Origin of the sequence: Avibacterium endocarditidis (assembly GCF_965138825.1) — a bacterium.
Lineage (GTDB): Bacteria > Pseudomonadota > Gammaproteobacteria > Enterobacterales > Pasteurellaceae > Avibacterium > Avibacterium endocarditidis.
Map to the genome: position 1 here is coordinate 20605 of NZ_CBCSDH010000021.1, position 19322 is coordinate 39926.

The 19322-nt window shown below is 42.7% G+C and carries 19 protein-coding genes and 1 pseudogene; 14 read left to right on the plus strand and 6 right to left on the minus strand.

Annotated features, from left to right (window positions below):
- The first annotated feature begins 227 nt into the window (after positions 1 to 227).
- Positions 228 to 2498 carry an NADP-dependent malic enzyme gene (locus ACNAV8_RS10325; RefSeq protein ID WP_415777685.1) on the plus strand — a complete coding sequence of 757 codons (2271 nt, stop codon included), beginning with the start codon at positions 228 to 230 and terminating at the stop codon, positions 2496 to 2498.
- A 141-nt stretch (positions 2499 to 2639) separates the two neighbouring features.
- Positions 2640 to 3266: a superoxide dismutase [Mn] gene (sodA, locus tag ACNAV8_RS10330; RefSeq protein WP_415777686.1), complete on the plus strand. Its 627-nt coding sequence runs from the start codon at positions 2640 to 2642 to the stop codon at positions 3264 to 3266.
- Positions 3267 to 3409: 143 nt separating this feature from the next.
- On the opposite strand, the gene suhB is transcribed toward sodA, so the two are convergent.
- Positions 3410 to 4216, minus strand: coding sequence for an inositol-1-monophosphatase (suhB, locus tag ACNAV8_RS10335; RefSeq protein WP_103854776.1), 807 nt, complete (start codon positions 4214 to 4216; stop codon positions 3410 to 3412).
- Between the two features lie 172 nt (positions 4217 to 4388).
- Between suhB and trmJ the strand changes: the two genes are divergently transcribed.
- The 9 genes from trmJ to gshAB all read left to right on the plus strand — a co-directional run bounded on the left by trmJ (position 4389) and on the right by gshAB (position 12974).
- A complete protein-coding gene (gene trmJ, locus ACNAV8_RS10340) occupies positions 4389 to 5123 on the plus strand; it encodes a tRNA (cytosine(32)/uridine(32)-2'-O)-methyltransferase TrmJ (protein ID WP_103854777.1) in 735 nt (244 codons plus the stop codon).
- A 58-nt stretch (positions 5124 to 5181) separates the two neighbouring features.
- The gene (gene iscR, locus ACNAV8_RS10345) at positions 5182 to 5652 is read left to right on the plus strand and encodes a Fe-S cluster assembly transcriptional regulator IscR (RefSeq protein ID WP_035686202.1); all 471 of its coding nucleotides are present in this window, start codon (positions 5182 to 5184) and stop codon (positions 5650 to 5652) included.
- A 96-nt stretch (positions 5653 to 5748) separates the two neighbouring features.
- Positions 5749 to 6963 carry an IscS subfamily cysteine desulfurase gene (locus ACNAV8_RS10350; RefSeq protein WP_035686199.1) on the plus strand — a complete coding sequence of 405 codons (1215 nt, stop codon included), beginning with the start codon at positions 5749 to 5751 and terminating at the stop codon, positions 6961 to 6963.
- A gap of 21 nt (positions 6964 to 6984) precedes the next feature.
- Positions 6985 to 7368, plus strand: a complete 384-nt coding sequence (gene iscU, locus ACNAV8_RS10355; RefSeq protein WP_103854778.1) for a Fe-S cluster assembly scaffold IscU — start codon at positions 6985 to 6987, stop codon at positions 7366 to 7368.
- Positions 7369 to 7430: 62 nt separating this feature from the next.
- Positions 7431 to 7754, plus strand: coding sequence for an iron-sulfur cluster assembly protein IscA (gene iscA, locus ACNAV8_RS10360; protein WP_035686194.1), 324 nt, complete (start codon positions 7431 to 7433; stop codon positions 7752 to 7754).
- An 11-nt stretch (positions 7755 to 7765) separates the two neighbouring features.
- On the plus strand, positions 7766 to 8284 hold the full coding sequence (gene hscB / locus ACNAV8_RS10365) for a Fe-S protein assembly co-chaperone HscB (RefSeq protein WP_103854779.1): 519 nt from the start codon (positions 7766 to 7768) through the stop codon (positions 8282 to 8284).
- A gap of 11 nt (positions 8285 to 8295) precedes the next feature.
- On the plus strand, positions 8296 to 10161 hold the full coding sequence (gene hscA, locus ACNAV8_RS10370; protein WP_103854780.1) for a Fe-S protein assembly chaperone HscA: 1866 nt from the start codon (positions 8296 to 8298) through the stop codon (positions 10159 to 10161).
- A gap of 5 nt (positions 10162 to 10166) precedes the next feature.
- Positions 10167 to 10505: an ISC system 2Fe-2S type ferredoxin gene (fdx, locus tag ACNAV8_RS10375; protein ID WP_017805156.1), complete on the plus strand. Its 339-nt coding sequence runs from the start codon at positions 10167 to 10169 to the stop codon at positions 10503 to 10505.
- A gap of 192 nt (positions 10506 to 10697) precedes the next feature.
- Positions 10698 to 12974, plus strand: coding sequence for a bifunctional glutamate--cysteine ligase GshA/glutathione synthetase GshB (gshAB, locus tag ACNAV8_RS10380; RefSeq protein WP_103854781.1), 2277 nt, complete (start codon positions 10698 to 10700; stop codon positions 12972 to 12974).
- Positions 12975 to 13053: 79 nt separating this feature from the next.
- Here gshAB and ACNAV8_RS10385 read toward each other — a convergent pair whose 3' ends face one another.
- The 4 genes from ACNAV8_RS10385 to ACNAV8_RS10400 form a co-directional block, all read right to left on the minus strand.
- On the minus strand, positions 13054 to 13434 hold the full coding sequence (locus ACNAV8_RS10385) for a hypothetical protein (protein WP_103855753.1): 381 nt from the start codon (positions 13432 to 13434) through the stop codon (positions 13054 to 13056).
- 85 nt (positions 13435 to 13519) lie between these two features.
- A complete protein-coding gene (gene manZ, locus ACNAV8_RS10390) occupies positions 13520 to 14350 on the minus strand; it encodes a PTS mannose transporter subunit IID (protein WP_103855754.1) in 831 nt (276 codons plus the stop codon).
- A gap of 15 nt (positions 14351 to 14365) precedes the next feature.
- On the minus strand, positions 14366 to 15163 hold the full coding sequence (locus ACNAV8_RS10395; protein WP_035686175.1) for a PTS mannose/fructose/sorbose transporter subunit IIC: 798 nt from the start codon (positions 15161 to 15163) through the stop codon (positions 14366 to 14368).
- A gap of 16 nt (positions 15164 to 15179) precedes the next feature.
- Positions 15180 to 16154, minus strand: coding sequence for a mannose/fructose/sorbose PTS transporter subunit IIB (locus ACNAV8_RS10400; protein ID WP_103853932.1), 975 nt, complete (start codon positions 16152 to 16154; stop codon positions 15180 to 15182).
- A gap of 251 nt (positions 16155 to 16405) precedes the next feature.
- On the opposite strand from ACNAV8_RS10400, the gene ACNAV8_RS10405 reads away from it, so the two are divergent.
- Entirely contained in the window at positions 16406 to 17197 is a 792-nt protein-coding gene (locus ACNAV8_RS10405) for a Cof-type HAD-IIB family hydrolase (protein ID WP_415777687.1), read from the plus strand.
- Positions 17198 to 17356: 159 nt separating this feature from the next.
- Positions 17357 to 18787 carry an aspartate ammonia-lyase gene (gene aspA, locus ACNAV8_RS10410; RefSeq protein WP_415777688.1) on the plus strand — a complete coding sequence of 477 codons (1431 nt, stop codon included), beginning with the start codon at positions 17357 to 17359 and terminating at the stop codon, positions 18785 to 18787.
- 88 nt (positions 18788 to 18875) lie between these two features.
- Here aspA and ACNAV8_RS10415 read toward each other — a convergent pair whose 3' ends face one another.
- Positions 18876 to 19025, minus strand: coding sequence for a hypothetical protein (locus ACNAV8_RS10415; RefSeq protein WP_415777689.1), 150 nt, complete (start codon positions 19023 to 19025; stop codon positions 18876 to 18878).
- A 209-nt stretch (positions 19026 to 19234) separates the two neighbouring features.
- Between ACNAV8_RS10415 and ACNAV8_RS10420 the strand changes: the two are divergent.
- Positions 19235 to 19322: pseudogene (locus ACNAV8_RS10420) on the plus strand (IS1595 family transposase); the annotation flags it as partial.

The window sequence follows — 19322 nt, forward strand, 5'->3', positions numbered from 1 at the left end:
GCGAAACATTGTACAACATCTCGGCATAAAACCCTAGGGGCTGTTCAAAATCAAGAGTGCTTCTCTTGGTGAGAAGCCCCTAGCTACACCGAAAACAAAAGTGCGGTTGATTTTGTGAATGAATTGTAAATAATGTGTTGTAAATCACAGATTTTCTGATTTTTTCGCCTATAATAGGGCGTTGAATTATTCTCACAACCTTTTCAAATTGTTATAAGGACTGTTTTATGGACGCACAATTACGCCAAGCGGCGCTTGATTTCCACGAATTTCCAAAGCCGGGAAAAATTGAAGTTACCCCAACCAAATCTCTCGCCACACAGCGTGATCTTGCTTTAGCTTATTCACCGGGAGTGGCAGAGCCTTGTTTAGAAATTGAAAAAGATCCTGCCAATGCTTATAAATACACCGCTCGCGGCAATCTCGTTGCGGTAATTTCTAATGGAACGGCGGTGCTAGGCTTAGGTAATATCGGCGCCTTAGCAGGCAAACCCGTAATGGAAGGGAAAGGCGTGCTATTTAAAAAGTTCGCTGGCGTAGATGTGTTTGATATTGAAATTGATGAAAAAGATCCTGATAAATTAGTCGAAATTATCGCCGCACTTGAGCCAACGTTCGGCGGGATTAACCTTGAAGACATCAAAGCCCCAGAGTGTTTTTACATTGAACAAAAATTGCGTGAGCGAATGAATATTCCGGTATTCCACGATGATCAGCACGGCACAGCCATTATTTCAGCGGCTGCGGTCATCAATGGGCTACGCATTGTGAATAAAAAAATTGAGGACGTCAAACTGGTGGCTTCAGGCGCCGGAGCGGCGTCTATCGCTTGCTTGAACTTGTTGGTTTCCCTTGGAATGAAAAAAGAACACATCACCGTGTGCGATTCCAAAGGCGTGATTTTCAAAGGCCGTGATGAACGAATGGACGAAACCAAAAAGCTTTACGCCATTGAAGATAACGGCACGCGCACCTTGGCAGACGCAATGCCGAATTGTGATATTTTCCTTGGCTGTTCCGCGGCGGGCGCATTGACCCAAGAAATGGTTAAAGTGATGGCGCCAAATCCGCTAATTCTTGCTTTGGCAAACCCAGAACCTGAAATTTTACCGCCACTTGCCAAAGAAGTTCGCCCTGATGCGATTGTTTGTACAGGCCGTTCAGACTATCCAAACCAAGTGAATAACGTGCTTTGTTTCCCATTCATTTTCCGTGGTGCATTAGATGTGAGCGCCACCACCATTAATGAAGAAATGAAATTAGCCGCGGTGTACGCCATTGCCGATCTCGCCTTGGCAGAGCAAAGCGAAGTGGTTACTTCCGCCTATGGTGGCGCGGAAATTTCTTTTGGGCCAGATTATTTAATTCCAAAACCATTCGATCCGCGTCTTATTGTGAAAATTGCCCCAGCGGTTGCGAAAGCGGCGATGGATAGCGGCGTGGCAACCCGTCCGATTGAAGATTTTGATGCCTATTTAGAAAAACTCACTCAATTCGTTTACAAAACGAATTTATTTATGAAACCAGTGTTCGCCCAAGCGAAACAAGACAAAAAACGTGTCTTACTGACAGATGGTGAAGAAACGCGCGTGCTTCACGCCGTGCAAGAAATTGCCACTTTAGGCATTGCACAACCTGTGTTGCTAGGACGCACGCATATCATCGCAGAGAAAATCAAAAAACTTGGCTTACATCTTGAAGCGGGACGTGATTTTGACATTATCGACATCGAAAACAATCCTTACTATGACGAATGCTGGCAACGTTATCACGACAAGTTAAAACGCCAAGGAATGACGCCATCAGGCGCAAAACGTAAAATGTTGCATAATCCGACCGCACTTGGCACAGTGTTGTTAGAACTTGGCAAAGCCGATGCAATGCTCTGCGGATTGGTTGGGCCTTATGCTTCTCACTTAGGCGCAATCAAAGATTTCACTGGTGTGAAAGCAGGCGCAATTCCTGCTACTGTGAATGGTTTGGTGTTACCAACAGGCAACTTGTTTATCGCCGATACGTTCGTTAATCCAAATCCAACGGCAGAAGAATTAGCGGAAATCACCTTAATGTCTGCGGCAGAAGTTCGCCGTTTTGGTATCGAGCCACAAGTGGCGTTGGTTTCCCATTCTAATTATGGTAGCTTCAATGATGAAAATGCAGTGAAAATGCGTGAAGTGTTAAAACTTGTGCGTGAAAAAGCGCCAGAATTAATCATTGATGGTGAAATGCACTGCGACATTGCGCTTTCCGAAAGTTTACGCAACGAAGTGATGCCAGATAGCCCGTTAAAAGGCGCAGCAAACTTGCTAATTATGCCAACAATGGAAGCGGCGCGTATCAGCCTTAACTTACTACAAGGCACCGCAACACCAATCACCATTGGGCCAATCTTAATGGGTGTAAATAAAACCGCGCATATTTTAACCTCTGCCTCTTCCGTTCGCCGTATTATCAATATGGTGGCGGTTGCCGCAGTGAAAGCACAGCAAGAAGCTTAAAAAGGAAAAGAGAGTTAGGGCAGATTTTCTGCCCTATTTATTTTTCGCTAGAAATTTAAACTTTTAATGATCTTAATCAAGTTTCTTGCTAGAATACGCAAGAATTTAGTACCTAATGATTATTTTAAGAAGGAAAATTTTATGGCTTACACTCTACCTGAACTAGGCTATGCCTACGATGCATTAGAACCACATTTCGATGCGCAAACAATGGAAATTCACTACAGCAAACACCACCAAGCTTATGTGAACAACGCTAACGCCATTTTAGAAACGTTACCGCAATTTACTGAACTTTGCCCGGGTGAGTTAATCACCAAATTAGCAGAAGTGCCAGCAGATAAACGCACAGGTTTACGCAATAATGCCGGTGGCCACGTTAATCATAGCTTGTTCTGGAAAAGCTTGAAAAAAGGCACTACCTTACAAGGCGCGTTAAAAGACGCCATTATCCGTGATTTCGGTTCTGTGGAAGCATTCCAAGCAGAATTTGAAAAAGCAGCTGCAACTCGTTTCGGTTCTGGCTGGGCGTGGTTAGTGTTAAACAACGGTAAATTAGAAGTAGTTTCCACAGCAAACCAAGACAGCCCGTTAATGGGTAAAGAAATCGCAGGTTGCGAAGGCTACCCAATTTTCGGTTTAGATGTTTGGGAACACGCATACTACTTAAAATTCCAAAACCGCCGTCCAGACTACATTAAAGAATTCTGGAACGTGGTGAACTGGGATTACGCAGCAGAGCGTTTTGAGAAAAAAGTAAACATCTAATTCATCATTCAAAATGAATTTCATCTTATCCCCTCTTTAATGAGGGGATTTTTTTATCTTTCTTCTAAAAAAATAGGCAAGTTATTCACTCGCCTATTTTCCGATTTAGCTAATTTAAGAGGTTTAGATTAAAAATGCGTTGTTTAGCGAGCAACGGCTAAACAAGGCTGAATTTGGTTTAAGATTTCTTTTACTAAACGCGCAGGGGCGGCTACTACGTTGCCTGAAGTTAAATAGCTGTGTCCGCCTTCAAAATCCGTGACTAAACAACCAGCTTCGCGGGCGATAAGATCACCTGCTGCAATGTCCCAAGCTTTCACGCCCATTTCAAAATAGCCATCAACACGGTTAGCAGCCACATAGCACATATCTAACGCTGCTGAGCCAGTACGACGGAAATCAGCCACTTTTCCTTCATTGACAAGATTGCTCATCATTGCAAATTGCGTTGGCATTGCCGACATTTTTTTGAATGGGAAACCGGTAGCTAAGATTGCGCCTTGCAATTCACGTTTGGTGTTTTCTGCACGCAGACGCAGTTCGTTGATTTTTGCGCCTTGTCCACGCACAGCGGTGAAGAGTTCATTACGGATAGGATCATAAACCACGCCAACTTCGGTTCTGCCTTTCACACGAACCGCGATAGAAACCGAAAAGTGCGGTAATCCTTTGATGAAATTTGTCGTACCATCTAGTGGATCAATCACCCATTGCACATCGCTTTCTTTACCTTCTAACGCACCACTTTCTTCAGTAATAATGGTATGGTCAGGATAGGCTTTTTGGATCACATCAATAATAGCTGCTTCAGAAGCTTTATCAATATTGGTAACAAAATCATTCGCGCTTTTTGCCACCGCTTGAATATCATCACGGCGTTCATAACCTTTAGCAATAATATTGCCCGCTTTTCGTGCCGCACGAATAGCGATATTTAACATTGGATTCATATTTCCACCAGATTTTAAAGAACATCATTTAAGGCCACGAATTATAGTGATTTTTTAAGCAAAAAGCGAGAAAAACCCTGTTGGGCGCGAAAAATTTTCCTATTTCTGACCGCACTTTGTGGGTATTGTGCTAGAATACCCACAATTTGTAGTCAGATAATGCAGAATCAAAATGTTAGAAAATATTCGCATTGTGCTAGTAGAAACCTCTCATAGCGGCAATATTGGATCAGCAGCACGCGCAATGAAAACAATGGGATTAAGCCAGCTTTATCTCGTTGCACCAAAACAAACTGTTGATGAGCAAGCCATTGCATTAGCGGCGGGAGCTGATGATGTGGTGAAGAATGCGGTTATCGTGCCGACCTTTGATCAAGCCGTAGCGGATTGTGAATTTGTTATTGGCACAAGCGCTCGCCTGCGCCATTTGCAAAGCACCTTACTTGAACCCCGTGCTTGTGCGGAAAAAGCGGTTGCCTTTGCGAAACAACATAAAGTCGCCATCGTGTTCGGGCGCGAACGTATTGGGCTAACCAATGAAGAATTGCTGAAATGTCGTTATCATTTAACCATTCCTGCCAATCCTGATTATTCTTCGCTGAATTTAGCAATGGCAGTGCAATTAATATGCTATGAATTGCGAATGGCGTGGTTGGAAGAAAATAAAAAAGACGTGGATTTATCACTTTCATCAATAGAAAACACCTATCCAACGGCACAGGAATTAGAATACTTTTTTGCCCATACGGAACGCCTTTATCAACAGCTAGGTTTCATTCAAAATCAAGGTGTTATGCAAAAATTAAGACGTTTATATCTGCGCGCCGAAGTGGAAAAAAATGAATTAAATATCCTACGCGGAATGTTAAGTGCGGTGGAAAAAAGCGGAAATTTCAATAGGGAATAGTTGACTAATTTAGAAGGTTATGTAAGATAACCGCCTAATTGCTAGAAGGAAGTAGAAGATGAAATTAACGTCAAAAGGTCGTTATGCTGTAACTGCGATTTTAGATATTGCATTAAATACTGAAAATGGCCCTGTTAGCTTGGCTGATATTTCAGAAAGACAGCATATTTCCCTTTCTTATTTAGAACAATTATTCGCAAAATTACGCCGCCACGGTTTGGTGAAAAGTGTGCGTGGCCCCGGTGGGGGGTATCAGCTTGGGCAACCAAGCGATAAAATTTCTATTGGAATGATCATCGCTGCGGTGAATGAAAATATCACCGTAACCCGTTGCTTAGGACAAGGGGATTGCAAAGGCGGGCAGCAATGTTTAACCCATTCTTTATGGGACGAACTCAGCCAGCGAATTGAAAATTTTTTAAATGAAATTACTTTGGCGGAACTGGTGGAAAAACATCATCAGGAAAAGCCTCAGCACCGTCATCATAAAGATTTTGACAATTTAGTGATGCTAAACGAAAACGCTTAGTGTTTTATCGTCAAAATCCTTCGCCTTAAAAATAAAGCCCTTAGCTTTAATAAATAAAGTGCGGTGCAAAATAATAGATTTTTTTAGGAGTGTAGAATGAAATTACCTATTTATTTGGATTATGCGGCAACTTGCCCTGTGGACGAGCGTGTCGCGAAAAAAATGATGGAGTTTTTAACCATCGAAGGCACGTTCGGGAACCCTGCGTCCCGTTCTCATAAATTCGGTTGGCAAGCGGAAGAAGCCGTTGATGTGGCGCGTAATCACATTGCCGATTTAATCGGTGCGGATAGCCGTGAAATCGTGTTCACCTCTGGAGCGACAGAAGCCGACAACCTTGCAATTAAAGGTGCAGCGCATTTTTATCAAAGCAAAGGCAAACACATTATCACCTGCAAAACAGAACACAAAGCGGTGCTAGATACTTGCCGTCAGTTAGAACGTGAAGGCTTTGAAGTTACCTACTTAACACCGAAATCAGACGGTTTAATCGACTTAGAAGAATTAAAAAATGCAATGCGTGACGACACCATTTTAGTGTCTATTATGCACGTTAATAACGAAATTGGTGTGATCCAAGATATTAAAGCCATTGGCGATCTGTGCCGTGAGCGTAAAATTATTTTCCACACCGATGCAACACAAAGCGTGGGTAAATTGCCGATTAATTTAGCGGAATTGAACGTGGACTTAATGTCTATGTCAAGCCACAAACTTTACGGGCCAAAAGGGATTGGTGCGTTATATGTACGCCGTAAACCGCGCGTTCGTTTAGAAGCGATCATTCACGGTGGCGGCCACGAACGTGGTATGCGTTCTGGTACATTGCCTGTTCACCAAATTGTGGGTATGGGCGAAGCCTATCGCATTTGTAAAGAAGAAATGGCAACCGAAATGCCACGCTTAAAAGCATTGCGTGATCGTTTGTACAACGGCTTAAAAGACATCGAAGAAACCTATGTGAATGGCTCAATGGAACACCGTGTGGACAACAACCTAAACATCAGCTTTAACTATGTGGAAGGTGAAAGTTTAATGATGGCATTGCGTGATATTGCCGTTTCATCAGGTTCAGCTTGTACTTCAGCCAGCCTTGAGCCGTCTTATGTGTTGCGTGCTTTAGGTCTAAACGATGAGCTTGCACACAGCTCAATCCGCTTTACTGTGGGACGTTACACCACCGAAGAAGAAATTGATTACACCATCAATCTGGTGAAAGGTGCGGTGGAAAAATTAAGAGAATTATCCCCATTATGGGATATGTTCAAAGAAGGCATTGATCTTAACTCAATTGAGTGGACTCACCATTAATTTAGCAAAAGGAACAGAAAAATGGCATATAGCGACAAAGTAATCGATCATTATGAGAACCCGCGTAACGTAGGTTCATTCGATAAAAAAGATCCAACCGTGGGAAGCGGAATGGTGGGCGCGCCTGCTTGTGGCGATGTAATGCAGTTACAAATCAAAGTGAATGATGACGGCATTATTGAAGATGCAAAATTCAAAACGTACGGCTGCGGTTCAGCCATTGCTTCAAGCTCATTGATCACTGAGTGGGTGAAAGGCAAATCTCTTGATGAAGCTCAAGCCATCAAAAATAGCCAAATTGCGGAAGAATTAGAACTTCCACCAGTAAAAGTGCATTGCTCCATTTTGGCAGAAGATGCCATTAAATCAGCTATCGCTGATTACAAAGCAAAACGCGGCGAATAATTTAAGCAAATAAAAGTGCGGTGAAATTTAACCGCACTTTTCATCATTTTGTGGAGAACCTTATGAGCGTAACATTAACCGAAAGTGCAGCAAATCGCGTCAAAACCTTCCTTGCTAACCGTGGCAAAGGCATTGGGTTACGCTTAGGCATTAAAACCTCAGGCTGTTCAGGCTTGGCTTATGTGCTTGAATTTGTGGATACCTTAAACGAAGACGATCAAGTTTTTGAAGATCACGGTGTGAAAGTAATCGTGGATACCAAAAGCTTGGTGTATCTCAACGGCACACAACTGGATTTTGTCAAAGAAGGCTTAAACGAAGGGTTCAAATTCACCAATCCTAACGTGAAAGATGAATGTGGCTGCGGCGAAAGTTTTAACGTTTAATAGGAACACCAATGAACAATCCTTTTGCATTGTTTGATTTGCCAGTGGCATTTTCACTTGATCTTGATCTCTTGAATAACCGTTATTTGGCATTGCAAAAATCCCTGCATCCCGATAATTTTGCACATCGTTCAACGCAAGAACAGCGTTTAGCAATGCAAAAATCGGCAGAAGTGAATGATGCCTTGCAAATATTAAAAGATCCCATTGCCCGTGCTGATAGCATTATTGCCTTGCATTTAGGCAACCAAAATGTGGAAGAAAAAACCAGCCAAGATATGGCATTTTTAATGCAACAAATGCAATGGCGCGAAGAGCTTGAAGATATTGAACAGCAGAAAGACAGCGATGCGCTAATGCAGTTTTCCGATCAAATCAGCGCACAACGGCAGGAAATTTTAATCCTATTAAATACCGCACTTTCTGCGCAAGATTGGGCAAAGGCACAAATGCTGACGGATCGTTTACGTTTCATCAAAAAACTGTTACTTGAAGTTGAACGCATTGAAGACAACTTAATGGATTTTTAAAGAGAATAACAATGGCTTTATTACAAATTGCGGAACCAGGACAAACCAGCGCGCCGCACCAACACAAATTAGCGGTGGGCATTGATCTTGGCACAACCAATTCCCTTGTTGCCACCGTGCGCAGTGGAATGGCAGAAATTTTATTGGACGAAAAAGAGCGTGCATTAACGCCTTCAATTGTTAATTTTTCTGCCAACCAGCCCGTGCTTGTGGGGTATGAAGCCGGGGAATTAGCCAGTCTTGATCCGCAAAATACCATTATTTCTGTTAAGCGTTTAATCGGCCGTTCATTGGCGGACGTGCAGCATCGTTATCCGAATTTGCCTTACCGTTTTCAGCAAAGCGAAAATGGTTTGCCTTTATTTGAAACCGCGCAAGGTGTGCGTAGCCCCATTGAAGTTTCAAGCGAAATTCTGAAAAAATTGACCGCACTTGCAGAAAAACGCCTCGGCGGCGAATTGCAAGGGGCGGTGATCACCGTGCCAGCCTATTTTGATGACGCACAACGTCAAAGCACCAAAGATGCAGCGAAATTGGCAGGGTTAAACGTATTACGTTTACTTAATGAACCCACCGCAGCCGCCATTGCCTATGGCTTAGACAGCGGACAAGAAGGTGTCATTGCAGTTTACGATCTAGGCGGCGGCACTTTTGATATTTCCATTTTACGTTTATCCAAAGGCGTGTTTGAAGTGCTGGCTACGGGCGGTGATACGGCATTGGGCGGTGATGATTTCGATCATCTGATCGCCGATTGGATCGTGGAACAATCTGGCATTGCACCGCAAAATGATCAACAAACCCGTGAGCTTTGGAACTTAGCGAAACAGCTGAAAACCGCGTTGTCTGACGCGCAAAGCAGCCGCGTTGAATATCAAAATTGGCAAGGCGAGCTTAGCCGCGAAACCTTTAATCAGCTCATTGAGCCGTTGCTGAAGCGCTCATTAATGGCCTGTCGCCGTGCATTAAAAGATGCAGGCATCAGTCCACAAGATGTGCGTGAAGTGGTGATGGTGGGTGGTTCAACCCGTGTGCCATTTGTGCGTGAAAAAGTGGGCGAGTTTTTCCAACGTGAGCCATTAACCGCTATCGATCCTGATAAAGTTGTAGCACTTGGGGCGGCGATTCAAGCGGATATTTTAGTGGGCAACAAGCCAGATAGCGAAATGTTGCTATTGGACGTGATTCCGCTTTCCTTAGGGATTGAAACAATGGGCGGTTTAGTGGAAAAAATCATTCCACGCAACACCACCATTCCTGTGGCAAGAGCGCAAGAGTTCACCACCTTTAAAGACGGTCAAACCGCAATGAGCGTGCATATTGTGCAAGGTGAGCGTGAAATGGTGGCAGATTGCCGCTCCCTAGCGCGTTTTACCTTGCGTGGTATTCCGCCAATGGCAGCAGGGGCTGCGCATATTCGCGTAACCTACCAAGTGGACGCAGACGGTTTGCTGAGTGTAACCGCAATGGAAAAATCCACTGGCGTGCAATCCTCCATTCAGGTGAAACCCTCTTACGGGCTAACCGATGAAGAAATTGCCGCAATGCTGAAAGCCTCAATGGAAAATGCCAAAGAAGACATTCAAGCACGTTTATTAGCGGAACAGCGCGTGGAAGCAACCCGTGTGATTGAAAGCGTGCATTCTGCCTTGCAACAGGACGAAAGTCTGCTGAATGATGAAGAATTAAGTGCGGTGAAAAATGCGTTAATTTCGCTGCAAGAATTAGTACAACAAGAAGATAGCCTTGCCATTAAGCAAGGCATTAAAGCCTTGGATCGTGCCACGCAAGAATTTGCTGCACGCCGTATGGATAAATCCATCAGAACGGCACTTTCAGGGCATTCTATTGATGAAATTGAGAATTTTAAGGAATAGTGATTATGGCTAAAGTGATTTTTTTACCTCACGAAACCCTTTGTCCGGAAGGAATGGTGGTGGACGCCGCCGAAGGGGATAATTTATTAGATGTGGCATTAGATGCCGGCATTGAAATTGAACACGCTTGCGATAAATCCTGCGCTTGCACCACCTGCCACGTGATTATTCGCGAAGGCTTTGATAGTTTAAATGAAAGCAGCGAAGCGGAAGACGATATGCTAGATAAGGCTTGGGGCTTAGAAGTAGATAGCCGTTTAAGCTGCCAATGCCAAATTGGCAATGAAGATCTTGTGGTGGAAATTCCAAAATACAGCTTAAACCACGCAAGAGAAGAGCATTAAGCATCGCTAAGCAAAAACTAACTAAGATTTAATTGGGGCGGAGTAAAATCCGCCTATCTATTTTATGGCGAAATATGTCGTGATTTGTTTAAGATCAAATCGCTATAACTCATAAAGATTTAGTTTTTGCCTTTTTAGTAATGAGCTTAGATAATAGTCAGCATTGTCCTAACCTTGAATAGAAGGAAAAATATGAAAATCCAACAAACCATTAAGCAAAACCATCTTGGGCTGTTATTCCAACAAGGCTCATTTGGGATTGAAAAAGAGAGCCAGCGTGTACACGCAGACGGCTCTATCGTAACCACTGAACACCCTAAGGTTTTTGGCAATCGATCGTATCACCCTTATATTCAAACGGATTTTGCTGAAAGCCAAGTGGAAATGATCACCCCGCCACAGCATAAATTGGAAGATAGCCTGCGTTGGCTTTCTGCCATTCATCAAGTGGTGTTACGTTCCATTCCTGAAGATGAATATTTGTTTCCTCTAAGTATGCCAGCAGGCTTGCCACCTGAAGATCAAATTCAAGTGGCACAATTAGACAATGCCGAAGATGTGGCTTACCGCGAGCATTTAGTGAAATCTTATGGCAAAAATAAGCAAATGGTGAGTGGGATTCATTACAACTTCCAGCTTGATCCTGAACTGGTACAGACCCTTTTTAAAGCACAGTCAGAATATCAAAGTGCGGTGCAATTTCAGAACGATTTATATCTCAAAATGGCGAAGAATTTCCTTCGTTATCAGTGGGTTTTACTTTATTTGCTGGCCGCAACACCAACGGTGCAAGACAATTATTTCAAACAAGGTAGCCCATTAAAAGCAGGGCAATATGTTCGCAGCCTGCGCTCAAGCCAATATGGCTATGTGAATGATCCTGAAATTAAAGTGTCTTTTGATAGCATTGAAAGCTATGTGGAAAGCCTTGAGCATTGGGTGAAAACAGGCAAGCTCATTGCCGAAAAAGAATTTTATTCCAATGTGCGTTTGCGTGGCGCGAAAAAAGCCCGCGAATTGCTCAACAACGGTATTCAATATTTAGAGTTTCGCTTGTTCGATCTTAACCCGTTCGATCAATACGGTATCACCCTCAGCGATGCGAAATTTATCCATTATTTCGTCTTATTAATGATTTGGCTTGATGAAACCGTGGATCAAAATGGTGTGGAATTAGGCAAGGTAAGATTGGCTGAAGTAGCACTAGAAAATCCCCTTTCACCAACCCAATATGCCGCAGAAGGTGAACAATTATTAAATCAATTATTAGCCATGTTGCAAGAGATTCAGGCTCCGCAAGAAATCAGTGAAATCGTGCAACAAAAATTACAACAGTTTGCCGATCCTGCTTTAACCCTTGGCGGACGTTTAGTGCAAGCCATTGAAAAAGCAGGTGATTACCAAAAACTTGGGGCAGCCCTTGCGCAACAATATAAAGCCAATGCTTTTGAGCGTTTTTATGCATTGGAAGCCTTTGATAATATGGAATTATCCACCCAAGCGTTATTGTTTGACTTGATCCAAAAAGGTATTAAAACAGAAATTTTGGACGAGCAGGATCAGTTCCTTTGCTTGCAAGTAGGCGATCATATTGAATATGTGAAAAACGGCAATATGACCTCAAAAGACAGCTACATTTCACCATTAATTATGGAAAACAAAGTGGTAACCAAAAAAGTGTTGCATAAAGCAGGCTTTAACGTGCCACAAAGTTTGGAATTTACCTCCGCCGAACAAGCTATTGCGAATTACGGCTTATTTGAAGGGCGCGCCGTGGTAATTAAGCCAAAATCTACCAATTATGGTTTAGGCATCACCATTTTCCAACAAGGGGTCAGCAACCGTGAAGATTTTGCGAAAGCCATTGAAATTGCCTTCCGTGAAGATAAAGAAGTGATGGTGGAAGATTATCTAAGCGGCACGGAATATCGTTTCTTCGTGCTAGGTGATGAAACCCTTGCCGTGCTATTACGCGTGCCAGCCAATGTGGTGGGTGATGGCAAACATAGCGTAGCAGAATTGGTCGCGGCGAAAAACGATCACCCATTGCGTGGCGATGGCAGTCGTACACCATTGAAAAACATTGCCCTTGGCGATATTGAAAAACTGCAACTCAAAGAGCAAGGCTTAACGGTGGATAGTATTCCTGAAGCAGGGCGTATTGTACAGTTACGCGCAAATTCAAATATCAGCACAGGCGGTGATAGCATTGATATGACCGATGAAATGCACCCAAGCTATAAAGCGCTCGCTGTTGGCATTACCAAGGCAATGGGCGCGGCAGTTTGTGGCGTGGATCTCATTATTCCGGATCTCCACAAGCCCGCTGAGCCAAGCTTACAATCTTGGGGCGTAATCGAAGCCAACTTTAACCCAATGATGATGATGCACATTTTCCCTTACTCAGGAAAATCCCGCCGCCTCACTTTGGACGTGATTAAAATGTTATTCCCAGAATTGCCAAACTAAAAGTGCGGTGCTTTTTTCTAAATTTTAATAAAAATAGGCTTAAATTTTTTAAGCCTATTTTTTATTCTTGAAAATAATATCATTGGCGCTTTGCTAAAGCTGAAGTGGCGTATTGTTGCAATGCGTTTAATTCTTGCTTTCCTTTTTCCGATAACACTTTATTGTCTTGTAAAATTTGGCTCGAACGAGCGACAATAAATTCTAAATAGGTTTTATTGCCAAGTTTTTCAAATTGTTCTTTGGCAAAATACATATCAGCAAAATCTTTATTAATTTGTGAAAGTAATAATTTTTGTCCGACTAATATCATTAAGGCGATCACAAGGGCAATCACCGTGCCGTAGCCTTTAGTTGGGTAGTAGGCAATTCCGCCAATAATAAAAAGTGCGGTGATTAATTTAGAACTATTTTTTAAATAGCTTTCATTTTCTGGCGGATTAATTAGATCTTTTAACTTCATCAAACATTCCTTTTTATTATCATTGTGAATTTGTTTACTCTAATAAAAAAGGCGGTTTTTAACACCGCCCTTTAGTAAATTTTAGTTAGGCTAAAATACCGAAATAGTATCCCACAATGCCCACACCAAACAAGGCAAAAATAATGTACATTGCGTTGATTTTTTTCTGCAATAAATACATACACAAGAAAGTTAAACCTAAGGCGGCAAGCCCCGGAAGCAGTTCATTTAACACGCTTTGCACTGTTGTTACCACTTCTTGCCCTTGCGAATTGACATAGCGCGAGAGTTCAAGTGGAATATTGATGGTTGTCCATTTGGATACCAGCGCCCCCATTACAAATAACCCCAGAATAGATGCCCCTTGGGTGAGTTTTTGTAAGCGACCACCGCCCATATCTTGCACAATTTCCGTTCCTTTCGCATAACCATAATGGAAGCCATACCAACGGGTTAAGGCACGGAAAATGTTAATGCCGATAAAGAATAGCAATGGCCCTAATAGGCTTCCGCTAATGGCTAAACCTGCCCCTAAGGCGGCGAGAACAGGGCGTAATGTTCCCCAGAAAATAGGATCACCCACGCCAGCTAATGGCCCCATTAGTCCCACTTTTACACCGCTAATCGCTGCGTCATCAATGTCTGTCGCGCCGTTAGCACGCTCTTGCTCCATTGCTGCTGTTACACCAATGATTGACGAAGCAACCCAAGGTTGCGTATTAAAAAATTCAAGGTGGCGTTTTAACGCATCGGCTTGATCTTCTTTTTTGCTATATAAGCGTTTGATTGCGGGGATCATTGATACACAAAATCCCATTGCTTGCATACGCTCAAAGTTAAATGAGCCTAATAAAAATGTCGAACGCCAGTAAGTGCTACGAATATCCGCTTTAGTTAATTGTTTTTTCTCTGACATAATCAATTCCTTCTCTTATAGACCTTCAAGTTCATCATCGGCAAGTTCTTTTTTCGCACTTGCAGCAGGCAGGGTTGCCTGATTAAAACGCGGGTTTAATTGAATATAAATTAATGCTAAACAAGCGCCTAATAACCCTAAACCAACAAGGTTATAGTTAGAGAATGAGGCAATCACAAAGCCCACGAAGAAGAACGGCATTAATGCGCCAGCACGCATCATATTAATCACCATTGCATAACCCACAACCACGATGAAGCCCCCTGCAATTTGTAAGCCACGAGTTACCACTTCAGGAATCGCATTTAAAGCCGTGGTTACGGTATCTGTGCCTGCCACTAATGCCACGAAGAAAGTTGGAATAGCTACCCTTAACGCTTGTAGGGCTAAGCCTGAAAAATGGCATAGTTCAATACCTCTGAAATTCGCCTGTTTAGCAAAATCATCGGCTTTATGTTGTAAGAAAATCGTGAGGGTTCGCACAAAAATGGTTAGCACCTGCCCAGCCGCCGCCACAGGAATAGCGATGGCAATGGCTGTACCTTTATCTTGCCCACCTTTGATCACCAAAATAGCTGCGATCACCGAGGCTAAAGCTGCATCAGGCGCCATTGCCGCCCCAACGTTCATCCAGCCAAGCGCAAGCATTTCAAGCGTACCGCCAATAATAACGCCAGAAGTAATATCACCTAGCACCAAACCAATCAGCGTACAAGCCACTAGTGGACGGTGAGTTTGTCTTTCATCTAACACGCTCCCCATACCGCAAATTGCGGCAACAAGGGTAACGAGGATAATTTCCATAGTCGTCATAAATAAGTCCTCTTAATTAGAATTTTAATGCGTCAAGTTTTTGTTTGGTTAATGGTTCTTTCGGGCTGCTTGCCACTTGTTGCAAGCTCAGATCAACCCCTAAATCTAATAATTTACGGAACGCTTCCACATCTTGTTGGTTTACGGTAACCGCTTGTGAAAGCTGCTGATTGCCTTCTTTATAAGTCATACCGCCCACATTCACTTTATCCACTTTCACGCCCCCTTCAATTAGGCGAACAATATCTGTTGGATTGGTTACCAGCCACAGAATATTCTTCCCTGCATATTTCGGATTGTGGTAAACCTTAATGGCTTTTTCTACGGGAATCACATAGGATTTCAAATGTTCTGGCGCAACTTGCAAGAGCAAATCACGGCGGATTGGATCTTCAGACACTTCGTCACTCACCGCAAAAATCGCCTCGCACTTCACTGCTTTCGCCCAAGAGGTCGCCACCTGACCGTGAATCAAACGGCTATCAATGCGTAATAAAGAAATATTCATATTGCCAGTAAGTGCGGTGCTTTTTTCTGAAGTTTTTGGTGTTTCTGAAGTGGCAACTTGAGCAGGCGCTACCTGTTTTGTTGTGGTTTTCTCAGGCTGGAACGAACGCACTGCCGCTACGCCCACTTCTTTTGCCGTACTCACTAATTCCGCGAGAGAAGCGTCGTCTTTCGCGTCTAACACCTCAAGTAGCATTGGCAAATTCACGCCAGTTACAATATCTGTATTTTCTCCACGCATTGTGGCAACACGGCTTGCCGCGTTATAAGGGCTACCACCAAATAAATCCACCAAAAATAGAACGGGTTCATTTTCTGGTAATTGGGCAATAATCGCCTGATATTTCTCGACTAAATGCTCTCCACCCTCACCCGGTAAAAAGGTTACAACGTGGGTATTTTCATCTTCGCCGTAAACCATTGCCGCTGAATTTACTAGTTCTTCTGAAAATTTACCGTGCGTTGCAACAATAATATGGGTCATATAACCTCCAAATTTGTTTGAAAAAACGTTTCAGCAAAATAAGTAAAGCAATGCAACCGATTGCAAATACTCAGAAAGTGTAATCCTAATTTTTGGCAGATTAAACGTCTTTTTGTTGAAAATATGATCTGTGTCACAAAAAGAAACGAAGAAAAGAGAAGCTATTTACATAACCTTTACTTTTTGCTGAGGGATTTTTAGAATGAAAACGCAATTTGGCTCGAAAAGGAGTAAAGACAGGAGTAAAGACAATGGCATACAAAATGGTTTTCTCAGATATGGACGGCACCTTGCTAAATAGCCAACATCAAATTAGCCCATCAACGGCACAAGCCATACAGCGCATTATGCAGCAAGGCATTCCTTTTATTCCTGTTTCCGCTCGCCCCCCTTACGCCATTTTGCCTTATATGGAACAACTTTATAATGAAAATGAAATTGTCTGCTACAGCGGGGCATTAATTTTAGACAAAAATCTCACCGCACTTTATTCCATCACCTTAGAAAATACGCTTTTGCCTCAACTGGAACAGATCTTAGCCCAGCACCCTACGCTTTCAGTGAGTTATTATTCTCATCTTGATTGGGTTACCACAGATTTAGACAGCCATTGGATTAAGCAAGAAAGTGAAATCACAGGGCTAGCAGCAAAAGAAAAACCGCAACATTTAAGCAATGTTCACAAAATTTTATTAATGGGAGAAGCGGAACAGATTGAGCAGATTGAACCTTTGCTCAAACAACAATTTCCACAGCTTTCTATTCACCGTTCTAAAAAAGAATATTTAGAAATAATGAACAAAGCGGCGACCAAAGCCAATGCCATTAAATTTATGGCACAGCGAGCTGCCGTAGATAAAGCAGACATCATTGCTTTTGGGGATAATTTTAATGATCTCGATATGTTGCAATATGTGGGCTTAGGTATTGCAATGGGCAATTCACCAGAGGAAATTAAACGCATTGCCAAACAAATTACTGCGAGCAATGATGAAGACGGCATTGCATTAAGTTTAAGGAACATTTTTTCGCTTTCCTGTTAAGGCGATAAAATGCTTTCCGCCTTGAAGCACAAAAAAATCTAATTCTAGCGATAAATTAATATCTTAGTTCCCTTTTTCGCAATGTGATCTAGCTCAATTTTTTCACCTAATGAAATGACTATAATGATTTCACGAACAACCGAGCATAAGGAAATTATTATGAAAAATACTCGTATTGAAGTGGATTTATTAGGTGAACGCGAAGTACCAAATGATGCCTACTGGGGCATTCACACGTTGCGCGCAATGGAAAATTTCAACATTTCAGATGATACCATTTCTGACGTACCAGAATTTGTACGCGGAATGGTGATGGTGAAAAAAGCCACCGCGCTAGCCAATGGTGAGCTAGGGGCAATTCCGAAAAAAATTGCCAATGCCATTGTCAAAGCCTGTGATGAAGTGCTAGAAAATGGGCGCTGTATGGATCAATTCCCAACAGATGTGTATCAAGGCGGTGCAGGCACTTCCGTGAATATGAACACCAATGAAGTGATTGCCAACCTTGCGTTGGAATTGCTCGGGCATAAAAAAGGCGAATACGACATTATCGATCCAATGGATCACGTTAATGCCAGCCAATCCACCAATGACGCCTATCCAACGGGCTTCCGCATTGCGGTATATAACAGCATTATGCACTTGCTGAAAAATATCCGTTATCTACAAAAAGGTTTTGAAGCCAAAGCCAAAGAATTTGCCGATGTGCTAAAAATGGGACGCACCCAATTACAAGATGCCGTGCCAATGACCGTAGGGCAAGAATTTAAAGCTTTCTCCGTGTTATTGGAAGAAGAAGTGCGTAACCTAAAACGCACAGCAAAATTACTGCTTGAAGTCAATCTTGGCGCAACCGCCATTGGTACGGGCTTAAACACCCCTGAAGGCTATGCGGAACTGGCGGTGAAATACCTTGCTGAAGTAAGTCAATTGCCTTGTGTGCCTTCTGAAAACCTAATCGAAGCCACTTCCGACTGCGGCGCTTATGTGATGGTTCACAGTGCCTTAAAACGCACTGCGGTGAAATTATCCAAAGTGTGTAATGACTTACGCCTTTTATCTTCAGGCCCAAGAGCAGGGCTAAATGAAATCAACTTGCCAGAATTACAAGCAGGTTCGTCTATTATGCCAGCCAAAGTAAACCCTGTTGTGCCAGAAGTGGTAAACCAAGTGTGCTTTAAAGTGATCGGTAACGACACCACCGTTACTTTCGCCGCCGAAGCAGGGCAATTACAGCTTAACGTAATGGAACCGGTGATTGGTCAAGCAATGTTTGAATCCATTTCACTTCTCAGCAATGCGTGCGTGAACTTACGTGATAAATGCGTAAATGGCATCACCGTGAACGCAGATGTGTGCCGTAACTATGTATTAAATTCTATCGGCATTGTTACCTATCTCAATCCATTTATCGGCCACCACAATGGTGATATTGTTGGTAAGATTTGTGCAGAAACAGGCAGAAGCGTGCGCGAAGTGGTACTAGAACGAGGCTTGCTCACAGAAGAGCAACTCGATGATATTCTCTCTTTAGAAAATCTGATGAATCCTCGTTACAAAGCCGCTCGCTTTACTGAAGAAGAAGAATAATCACATTTAACCAAAATAATTAAGTGCGGTGAAAAATTTCCAAATTTTCCACCGCACTTATTTTTTGCTGAATGAAAAAATTGACTTACTAAAAATAACTGAGCAATGTTGCCCCCATTCCCAACAACACAGCGAACGCGATAATCAACGCTGCAACAGCAAACAGTTTTGCCACCTGATTTGCAGTGTTATTACTGATCTTACCAACCAATTTGATTTGAATATTGTGTTTAAACAAAATGCTTTTCCTGTCTTTCGTTCCATTATTAACGTCCCAAGGCAAGCTTGATCACGCAACCGATGCCAGTATTTTCCTAAAACAGTGCTATGAATTCCACACTGCGATTAGGTGAGAACAATTTTCACAATGTCTTTCATCGCTGTATTTTAAAGTGGTTTAAAGATTTTGGGGCTGTAGTAGATTAGCAACAATGCTATACTACAAAAATGAAGATAACACATTGTAAATTAAAGAAATCCATACAGAAAAAACTGCTGGAGTTTTTTATCGCAGAAGTTACTGCAAGAACGGCAG

Coding starts and splice junctions, on each gene's coding strand:
- ACNAV8_RS10350 (WP_035686199.1), top strand. CDS start 5,749: ATGAAATTACCTATTTATTTGGATTATGCGGCAACTTGCCCTGTGGAC.
- ACNAV8_RS10385 (WP_103855753.1), bottom strand. CDS start 13,434: ATGAAGTTAAAAGATCTAATTAATCCGCCAGAAAATGAAAGCTATTTA.
- hscB (WP_103854779.1), top strand. CDS start 7,766: ATGAACAATCCTTTTGCATTGTTTGATTTGCCAGTGGCATTTTCACTT.
- fdx (WP_017805156.1), top strand. CDS start 10,167: ATGGCTAAAGTGATTTTTTTACCTCACGAAACCCTTTGTCCGGAAGGA.
- ACNAV8_RS10395 (WP_035686175.1), bottom strand. CDS start 15,163: ATGACGACTATGGAAATTATCCTCGTTACCCTTGTTGCCGCAATTTGC.
- manZ (WP_103855754.1), bottom strand. CDS start 14,350: ATGTCAGAGAAAAAACAATTAACTAAAGCGGATATTCGTAGCACTTAC.
- iscU (WP_103854778.1), top strand. CDS start 6,985: ATGGCATATAGCGACAAAGTAATCGATCATTATGAGAACCCGCGTAAC.
- ACNAV8_RS10325 (WP_415777685.1), top strand. CDS start 228: ATGGACGCACAATTACGCCAAGCGGCGCTTGATTTCCACGAATTTCCA.
- aspA (WP_415777688.1), top strand. CDS start 17,357: ATGAAAAATACTCGTATTGAAGTGGATTTATTAGGTGAACGCGAAGTA.
- iscR (WP_035686202.1), top strand. CDS start 5,182: ATGAAATTAACGTCAAAAGGTCGTTATGCTGTAACTGCGATTTTAGAT.
- trmJ (WP_103854777.1), top strand. CDS start 4,389: ATGTTAGAAAATATTCGCATTGTGCTAGTAGAAACCTCTCATAGCGGC.
- sodA (WP_415777686.1), top strand. CDS start 2,640: ATGGCTTACACTCTACCTGAACTAGGCTATGCCTACGATGCATTAGAA.
- ACNAV8_RS10405 (WP_415777687.1), top strand. CDS start 16,406: ATGGCATACAAAATGGTTTTCTCAGATATGGACGGCACCTTGCTAAAT.
- ACNAV8_RS10400 (WP_103853932.1), bottom strand. CDS start 16,154: ATGACCCATATTATTGTTGCAACGCACGGTAAATTTTCAGAAGAACTA.
- hscA (WP_103854780.1), top strand. CDS start 8,296: ATGGCTTTATTACAAATTGCGGAACCAGGACAAACCAGCGCGCCGCAC.
- gshAB (WP_103854781.1), top strand. CDS start 10,698: ATGAAAATCCAACAAACCATTAAGCAAAACCATCTTGGGCTGTTATTC.
- suhB (WP_103854776.1), bottom strand. CDS start 4,216: ATGAATCCAATGTTAAATATCGCTATTCGTGCGGCACGAAAAGCGGGC.
- iscA (WP_035686194.1), top strand. CDS start 7,431: ATGAGCGTAACATTAACCGAAAGTGCAGCAAATCGCGTCAAAACCTTC.